Raw genomic sequence first — 8410 nt, 5'->3', positions numbered from 1 at the left:
TCGAAAAGGGCGTGTACACGAGCACCGTGGCCGTGTTTTCAGACACCGACGGCGACGTCGTCGACGAATCCTACCGGTACGACGGACCACACCTCTCGATCTACGACCGGACGAAGTGGCAGGCCCACTACGAGGTCGCAGAACCCATGATCGAGGCCGGCCTCCCCCTCGCCATCGTCCAGCCCGGCGCCGTCTACGGACCGGGCGATCGAGGGCCGATCTGGGCGCTCTGGAAGGCCTATCTCCAGGAGGATCTGCCGTTCGTACCGAAGCGAGCGGGGTACTGCTTCGGTCACGTCGAGGACACCGTCGACGGCCATCTGCTCGCCATGGACGACGGTACCGTCGGGGAGTCCTACGTCATCGCCGGTGAGCCCTACTCGCTCGTCCAGGTCTTCGAACTCGCCGAGGAGATAACCGGGATCGACGCGCCCCGATCGATCTCCCCCATCGTCTTTCGCGCACTCTCGCGGCTCGTGGAACCACTCGAACGAGTCCACCGGTTTCCAGCGGAGTATAGCTCGGAGGCACTGCGCATCCTCGGCGGCGTCACGTACTGGGCGGACAATTCGAAGGCGAGCCAGGCATTGGGTCTCGACCATCGGCCGTTTCGCGACGGGCTCGGCGAAACCCTCGCGGCCGAAGAGGCGTCGCTCGGAGGTGCGTGAGTGCAAGCCGAGAACGCAGCCACTTCCGGACGAATGTTTATGCTGAATTGTGCCCTACCGGGTGTCAATCGATTTTCGCCCCGGACCACGGAAGTCGAGGAGATTCAGCAATGACGACCGACGAAGGCACAGTCCCACCGCAGCCGGAGGAGCGTCTCCTCGCAACCGGCGACGAACAGTTACGTGACCTGATTTACGGCTCGATGAGCGGCGAGTTCGCCTCGAGTGTGGACGGGAAACCCGCCACTTTCCCGCTGACGCCGTTTTACGACGAGGACCGGGGCGTCATCGTCGTCACCTCGCCAGTCGCGTTCGCTAAAAAGGCCGACGCCGTGAGGAAGAACCCCCGCGTGTCGCTCTTGCTCCACGACGAGACGGGCGAGTACCTGGTGACCGGCGACGCGACGGTCGACGACGACCTGGAATCGAACGCACCCTACGTCAGGGAGCTCACCGACCGCGAACCCGATACCCCCAAGCGCATCGCGAACGAGGAGAAGTACGACTTCGTCGAGACCCGTGCCGGCAGGGTGCTCGCCGGCTGGCTCGGCGAGCGAATCGTCATCGAAGTCGAGCCGCGGGCGATGACGCGAGTCGCCGATCCACAGGGGCCACTCGACCTTCCGGCCTGGCCCGCAGTCGAGATGGGCCAGCCAGAAGCGGATCGGTTCGAACGCGGCGTCATCACGGTCGTCGGCGACGACGGGTATCCGAAGATACATCCGGTGACGTCGATCCGTCTCGACGACGATGCAGCGGTCGTCGAGACGACGACGCCGACACCGATAACGGATGGACAACCGGCTTGCCTGCTCCTCCACTGGCACGACGAGGCGAGCATAAAGCTGGGCCAGCGTTTGGTCCGTGGCCGCTCCAGAACGATGGGCGACGCGTTCGTCCTCGACCCGGGGAGCTCCTCGACGCTTCGTAACGAGGGTATCGTCGACACGACGCGATTCCTGCTCGACGGCAAGCGAAAGACGCGGGCCTATCTCGCCAGTCGGACCCCGCCCGGCCCCCGCGGAATCCCGCTCGCTGGCAACACCGTCCAGTTCCTCCGGGATCCGTTCCAGTTCTACGCGAATCTCCCGTCCTATGGCGACGTCGTTCGTTACAGCATCGGCGGCAACACCTGGACGGCCGTCCTCCACCCCGACGACGTCGAACGGGTCCTCGTGAGCGACTCACACCGGTTCGCCCGCTACAACTTCGAGGAACTCGGCTTCGACTTCATCAACGAGGGCCTGTTCTTCTCGGAGGGCGAACAGTGGCGGCGCCAACGGAAGACGATTCAACCCACGTTCGCCCCGCGGAACCTCGCGGTCTTCTCGGAGACGGTCGTCGACGAAACGCTCGAGGCAATCGACGGGTGGGACGACGGCGAGGTACTCGTCGCGAACGAGGTGTTCTCGAACCTCACACTCGAGGTACTCACGACGACGCTCTTCGACGTCGACCTGGACGAACGTCGATTGGTCGTCACGGACGCGGCCCACTCGCTCTCGAACCGCGTCGACACGCAGAGCGTCTCGGCGATCCTTCCGGGCTGGGTCCCCACCCGACGAAATCGAGACTTCAACCGGAAGATGGCGGCGTTCGACGAGATGGTGGCGGAGCTGATCGAGGAACGCCGACGGGACGACAGTCCGCGGAACGATCTGCTCTCGACCCTCCTCGAACTGACCGACGACGACACCGACGAGCCGGACGAGGACGGCTACCGGTTCAGCGACGAAGCGTTGCGGGATCAACTGGTAACGTTCCTCTTCGCCGGGCACGAAACGACCGCTCTGGTGCTGACCTGGGCGTTCCAGCTACTTTCCCGGCACGAAGACGTGCTGACGACCCTGGAGGAAGAACTCGAAACGGTCTGTGGAGACCGCGCTCCGACCGTCGAAGACGTCCCCTCGCTCGAGTACACGGAGAAGGTGATCCAGGAAACGATGCGGTACTACCCGCCGATCTACGTCCTCTTTCGGAAGGCATTGGAGGACGTCACGATCGATGGATATCTAATCCCGAGGGGGACGAAACTGACGATCCCGCAGTTCTTGCTTCACGCCGACGAGCGGTGGTGGGACGATCCCCGGACGTTCCGACCGGAACGGTGGACCGACGAACTGGACGACGAGCTCCCCGAGTACGCGTACTTTCCCTTCGGTGGCGGCCCTCGCCACTGCGTCGGTATGCGATTCGCGAAAATGTTCCTGAGCCTCGGTATCGCGACCATCGCCCAGCGGGTTCGGTTCGACCTCGAAAGCGAGCCCGACCCCGCCCTCCACATGGCCGCGACACTCTCGCCCGCCGACGACGTCGAATTGCGGGTCCGGAGACGCTGACGGTCGGTATCCCCGTATCTCGGTCAGGTAGTTGCTCCACTCGCATTACCCAGCGCGACTCGTCGAGGTACCTCGGATCGATCGCTCGATATTCCCACCGGCGAGATGAAAGGCGCCATCGCTGCCGTCCATCCCATCGCGCGTACCCGTCCTGTCGATCACGTCTCCGCCACTCGGTCCACGGTTCCGGGGAGCCCCCGCGCTATCGGCGGGGATCGAACGAGCGCGGTGACGTGCTAACCCCGATCGGCCAGCTGGTGGACGGGGTGGCCGTCGAGGAGTTCGGTTGCTCCCGGGCACGAGGTACTGCACAGGATATCGACGGCAGTCGTACTCGTGACAGTATCACCGTTTTCGAACGGTCTCTAGCCCCCAGGCGGGCGAAAATAGCACATATAGTTTTAGCGTTGCCCAGCGGATTGGAACCACTCAATGTGGAATTGGGGTCGGGAGGAACGTAGCTACAATGAGAAACGATCCGTATAATCGATCCACGTCGGCCAGTGTCTCGTACGAGGTCTGTCGGCCGGGAGGTCCGAACACGGACGACTCCTGGCCCGGTATCGCCCCGAACAGTTGGAGGAACAGATGAACAGACGAAACGTGGTCCTCCTCGGCGAGCGGGAGTTGTCGGTCCGCGACGATCGCGTCCTTCCGCTGACGCGCCTGATCGGTGCGATCATCGCTCCGATCTTGTTCGTCGCGTTCGTGATCCTCTACGGGTTCCCGGGCCGTACGGAACAGCTGTTCGCGTGGACGATCGCGCCCGAACTGACGCCCCTGATCATGGGTGCCGGGTACGGTACCGGCGTCTACTTCTTCTACCGCGTCGTCACCGTCCGGGAGTGGCACCGAGTCGGGCCGGTCTTTCCCGGCATCGCCGTGTTCACCTGGTTTATGGCCGCCGCCACGGCCCTCCACTGGGCGAATTTCAACCACGGACACGCCACGTTCGTCTTCTGGCTCGTCCTCTACGTCGTCTCGCCGGTCGTGGTCCCCGGCATCTGGCTGCTCAACCGACGCACGGACCCGTTGAATCGAATCGAGGACGCCCTCGAAATGCCGCGGTCGCTCCGGCAAGGGGCCGCCGTCAGCGGCGTTCTCATCACCGTGACGGCCGTCGTCTGCTTTCTCTTCCCCGAGCCCCTGATCGAGCGCTGGCCGTGGGCGGTCTCACCCCTGACGGCTCGAATCCTCCTCGGCTGGTTCGCGCTGTTCGGCGTCACTAACCTCGCGGTGTCGTTCGATTCGCGCTGGAGCGCGGCCCGGATCCTCGCCCACAGCCAGATTATCGGCTTTTCGCTGGTACTCGTCGGCGTCGTTCGTACCTGGAACGACATCGATACCGGAAACCCCTACACCTGGCCGATCGTCGGCGGTATGGCCGTCTACCTCCTCGTCGTGATCACCTGTTACGCCGTCATGGAGCGACGGGGACGGGCGGAGTGACCTGGCTCACATCGATTTCGAGTTCGACCCGACGTACTCACGGGGTGTCGATCGACCCCCTCTCTCTCAGACGTCGATCGGACTCGGTCTCTGTCAACCGTCATCCCCGATGTTCTCGAGTCGTGGGTTTCCGGTGAAAAATCGCTTCTCGGACGTGGCGAGCGAGTCGAAAGCGTGGTGACTCAACTATCCTCGTCGGGCACGAACTGTCGAACGATGACTGACGAACCCGATCGAACGACGATTCGAGCCGGACGAACGTTCGAACAGGAGTGCCGCCTCGACGCGAACGCGATTGGCGAGTTTCTCGTCTCACTGGGCGAACAACTGAGCGACGGCGACGACATCACCACTGTCGACGACGAGTGCGAGCTACCGTTCGCGTTCGGCGAACCGATCGGGGTCGAAATCGACTTCGACGGCGTCGGCGAACCCGAACTCGAGATCGAGGTCGAGATACCTGGACGATTCGACGAGCGGGCACCTCGAATCGAGTAAGCGTCCGAGAAACGCAGCGGGCTCGCCACTCTGCCCCTTTTCCAACTTCTGTATGGATGCAAACAAATCAAACATGCTTATGTCACAACTCGGAGGCGACTCTATCCGGCATAATAGTCCAACTCTTTCACTCCTCGGGTGACAGAACACCGATTTCGTGACGTTCGTCCACTACTCCTCGAAAATGTGTGGATAGAAAGTCGGCCTCGGCACTCATAGGGCTCTTCACCGCCGGGTGCCGAGCCCGGCTCGGAGCGGGTATATCGTCATCGGCCGGCTCCCGATACGGGCGCCGTTGGCTAAGGCCCTTCGCCACCACGGCGCCGGCAGCCGAGTTGGGTGGGCGATTTCTGCCGTTCCGGTTCGCCACTGCCGGATTACCCTGGCGGTCTGGGGCCATTCTCGACGCAGGGCGCCATCCGCTTCTGTCACGCGAACAGCAACAGACCGGCGAAGCCCAGCGCGCCCCCGGCGAACGCCCAGAACCGACTCTCGCGCTCGGCAGGCAGCTCGTCTTTGATGGCGTTGAGCACGACGCCGCCGGACAGGAACGGCACGAAGACGGCGAACAACAGTTCGACTGTCTCGAGGGCGTGTCCCGCGACCAGGCCCGCTACGATGGACGAGGCCAGCAGCCATCGGCCCCAGCGGTCGTACGGCTCGCCGTGGTGGTAGCGCATTCCGGCGTCGATCACCACGAAGTGCAGCGCCATCGCCACCACGTAGGCGGGGAGCCCGCCGAGCTCGCGGTCGAGCAGGAGGAAGCCGACCACGCCGTTGTAGATGGCGAACGAGCCGAGGTGGATCCAGAAGACGCCGATCCCGTCGTCAGGATCGCCCGCCGTGGCGCCCCGCCTGACGACCAGTTCGAGGCCGTAGAAGACGACGAACCCCAGGAGGGCGAGCAGGTACCCGTAGTGTTCGGCGAACGCGAGCGCCGCCCCGCGGCGCTCGATCGTCGTGGCTGCCTCGCCGACCTCGGGGAACAGGTGGACGAAGACGTACGCGACCGAGACGCCACCGCCGATCGAGAGCCACCGGCTCCGGGGGTCGCGCTCTGCGAGCTGGAGTCGACCGGCCGAGAGGTGAACCGTCGCCAGCACGACCCCGGAGGCGACGACGGCAATCATCTCGGCGTTCGGGGGACCGACGGGTACCATCAACGAGGACGTACACCGGCCGACCGGGTGTAGCTTCGCGCCGAGGGGTCCGGACGGTTACCCGTCGAGGGTCGGCCCGTCCGCGACGTCTCCGTCCAGCCCGGTCCACCGAACGGACGCGGATCGTTCGTGGTCGAGGACGATCACCCGGGCCACAGATCGGGAACTCGCCCTCGAGGTCGGTTTCACCCCGGAGGCCTGCGGAACCGGCTACGGTCCCGTGCTCCCGAACCGGATCGCCGCCGGCCACGGCCAGTCGGTCAGCCCGCGGGACAGCGAAAGCGACGACGTGCGGGTCGACGTCGGGCGATCCGTCGACGAGAACGAGTCCTCGACGGCAGGGACCATACCGAAACCGGATCGGACCCAGCATCGCACAGTCGGGTCGGCGTCACGCCGTCTCGTACTCACCGCTCACAACCCGGTCGGCACGTCCAGATACGTCGTCTCGAAGCCCCACCCCTCGACCAGCTTCCGGAGCGCGCGCACGCCGAACGTCTCCGTCGCGTAGTGACCCGCCAGCACCACGTTGATCCCCGCCTCCTTCGCCTCGTGGTAGACCTTCCCCTTCCCCTCCCCGGTGACGAGCGCGTCGGCGCCGGCGGCGACGGCTTCGTCCAGCCAGTCGGTGCCGCTACCGGTGACGATCGCCACGTCCTCGATGCGATCGGGCCCGAACTCCAGGAGGCGGACGTCCCTCGGCCCCGTGTCGAGCTCGCTCGCCAGGCGGTCGCGGAGCTCGTCGGGTGCGTACGGCTCCGCCACTCGGCCCCGCTGACCGATGTGCTCGGGCCCCATCTCGCCGAAGGGCTCGCGATCGCTCAGTTCGAGGACGTCGGCCACGCCCGCCGCGTTACCCAGCTCCTCGTGGCCGTCCAGCGGCAGGTGCGAGACGTAGAGGGCGAGGTCGCGCTCGATCAGGGGTGCGATCCGGTCGTACTGGCGGCCGGTCACGCGCTCGATCCCGCCCCAGGAGAGGCCGTGGTGGGTGACGAGCAGGTCGGCGTCCGCCTCCGCCGCGCGCTCGACCGTCTCTCGCACGCCGTCGACGGCGAACGCGACGCGCTCGACTTCGGCGTCTCGCGGGCCGACCTGGAGTCCGTTCGCGCTCGCGTCGAGGTCGGCGTAGTCGGCGGTTCGCAGCTCCTCGTCGAGGCGGTCGACGAGTTCGGTGAGGTTCATGGGCGGCCGTTCGCGGCCGGTCCTTGTATTCGATCGGGTTTCGGTCGCGAGCGGCGACTTCGGCCGTCGACGCCGCTCCGTACCGGCCGCGAACCCCGACACGAGGAGCGGACCGTTATGGGCCCGGCCGACGAACGGCCGCTCATGCCACGCGAGACCGTCTCCCACGAGGAGGGCGCGATCTACGAGTTCACCCCGGACCTCGAGCCGATCGCCGAAGTCGAGCCGGGAACCGAACTGACGATCGAGACCCGCGACAGCCTCGACGGCGCCGTCCAGGCCGACGACGACGTGATCGAGTCGGTCCCGGACGAGGTGAACGCCGCGACGGGCCCGATCGCCGTCGCGGGCGCCGAACCCGGCGACGTACTCGCCGTCGAGATCGAGGACGTTCGGGTCGCCGAGGACCGCGGGCGCGTGATCACGATCGACGGCTTCGGCCTGCTCGACGCGTACGACGAGATCGAGGCGCCCCGGACGACGATCACGCCCGTCGAGGAGATCGGGGACGCCGACGCGACAGACGCGGACGGAATCATCGTCTTCGACGACCTCGCGGTGCCGGTCGACCCCGTCATCGGCACGATCGGCGTCGCACCCGCCGACGAGTCCTACACCACCCTCGTCCCCCACGACCACGGCGGGAACCTCGACACGACCGACGTGAGCGCCGGCAACACGGCCTACTTCCCCGTCTTCCAGGACGGCGCGATGCTCGCGATGGGCGACTGCAAGGCCGCCATGGCCGACGGCGAGATGTGCGGGACGGGCTCGGAGATCGCCACCGCGATCGACGTCACCGTCGACGTGATCGACGGCGCCGACGCGGCGGTCGACCTCGGACGCCCGCTCGTCGAGACGCCCGTGGCCTGGAAGACGATCGCGAGCGCGGAGACGATGGAGGATGCGTGCGAGTTGGCGAACCTCGACGCCATCGATCTGCTCGTCGCCGAGCACGGCTTCGACCCGACGGAGGCGTACATGTTCTCCAGCCTGGTGGGTGGACTGGAGATAAGTCAGGTGGTCGACCCGCTGGTGACCGTGCGGAACGCGATCCCGAAGGACTACTGCGAGGGGCCGTTCTGATCGATTTCGGCCGGTCCGATCCGATGCC

General features: G+C 65.7%; 7 protein-coding genes. 5 read left to right on the top strand and 2 right to left on the bottom strand.

The window, feature by feature from the left end; translation table 11 throughout:
• From QZT59_RS12965 to QZT59_RS12950, 4 genes are all read left to right on the top strand, one after another.
• Positions 1–668 (top strand): NAD-dependent epimerase/dehydratase family protein (locus QZT59_RS12965; protein WP_290816925.1); only part of this gene is annotated, 668 nt, incomplete at its 5' end.
• Between the two features lie 110 nt (positions 669–778).
• A complete protein-coding gene (locus QZT59_RS12960) occupies positions 779–3007 on the top strand; it encodes a cytochrome P450 (RefSeq protein ID WP_290816922.1) in 2229 nt (742 codons plus the stop codon).
• A gap of 588 nt (positions 3008–3595) precedes the next feature.
• Complete coding sequence (locus QZT59_RS12955) at positions 3596–4456, top strand: hypothetical protein (protein WP_290816919.1); 861 nt, start codon at positions 3596–3598, stop codon at positions 4454–4456.
• A gap of 216 nt (positions 4457–4672) precedes the next feature.
• A complete protein-coding gene (locus QZT59_RS12950; RefSeq protein ID WP_290816916.1) occupies positions 4673–4954 on the top strand; it encodes an amphi-Trp domain-containing protein in 282 nt (93 codons plus the stop codon).
• A gap of 428 nt (positions 4955–5382) precedes the next feature.
• On the opposite strand, the gene QZT59_RS12945 is transcribed toward QZT59_RS12950, so the two are convergent.
• Positions 5383–6114 carry a hypothetical protein gene (locus QZT59_RS12945; protein WP_290816913.1) on the bottom strand — a complete coding sequence of 244 codons (732 nt, stop codon included), beginning with the start codon at positions 6112–6114 and terminating at the stop codon, positions 5383–5385.
• Positions 6115–6528: 414 nt separating this feature from the next.
• The gene (locus tag QZT59_RS12940) at positions 6529–7296 is read right to left on the bottom strand and encodes a Nif3-like dinuclear metal center hexameric protein (protein WP_290816910.1); all 768 of its coding nucleotides are present in this window, start codon (positions 7294–7296) and stop codon (positions 6529–6531) included.
• A 144-nt stretch (positions 7297–7440) separates the two neighbouring features.
• On the opposite strand from QZT59_RS12940, the gene QZT59_RS12935 reads away from it, so the two are divergent.
• A complete protein-coding gene (locus tag QZT59_RS12935; RefSeq protein ID WP_290816906.1) occupies positions 7441–8382 on the top strand; it encodes an acetamidase/formamidase family protein in 942 nt (313 codons plus the stop codon).
• The last annotated feature ends 28 nt before the right edge of the window (positions 8383–8410 follow it).

The organism is Halovivax sp. (genome assembly GCA_007119345.1).
Taxonomy (GTDB): Archaea; Halobacteriota; Halobacteria; order Halobacteriales; family Natrialbaceae; genus Halovivax.
This window is presented reverse-complemented; position numbering and strand designations above follow the sequence as displayed.

Coding starts and splice junctions, on each gene's coding strand:
- QZT59_RS12955 (WP_290816919.1), top strand. CDS start 3,596: ATGAACAGACGAAACGTGGTCCTCCTCGGCGAGCGGGAGTTGTCGGTC.
- QZT59_RS12940 (WP_290816910.1), bottom strand. CDS start 7,296: ATGAACCTCACCGAACTCGTCGACCGCCTCGACGAGGAGCTGCGAACC.
- QZT59_RS12960 (WP_290816922.1), top strand. CDS start 779: ATGACGACCGACGAAGGCACAGTCCCACCGCAGCCGGAGGAGCGTCTC.
- QZT59_RS12950 (WP_290816916.1), top strand. CDS start 4,673: ATGACTGACGAACCCGATCGAACGACGATTCGAGCCGGACGAACGTTC.
- QZT59_RS12945 (WP_290816913.1), bottom strand. CDS start 6,114: ATGGTACCCGTCGGTCCCCCGAACGCCGAGATGATTGCCGTCGTCGCC.
- QZT59_RS12935 (WP_290816906.1), top strand. CDS start 7,441: ATGCCACGCGAGACCGTCTCCCACGAGGAGGGCGCGATCTACGAGTTC.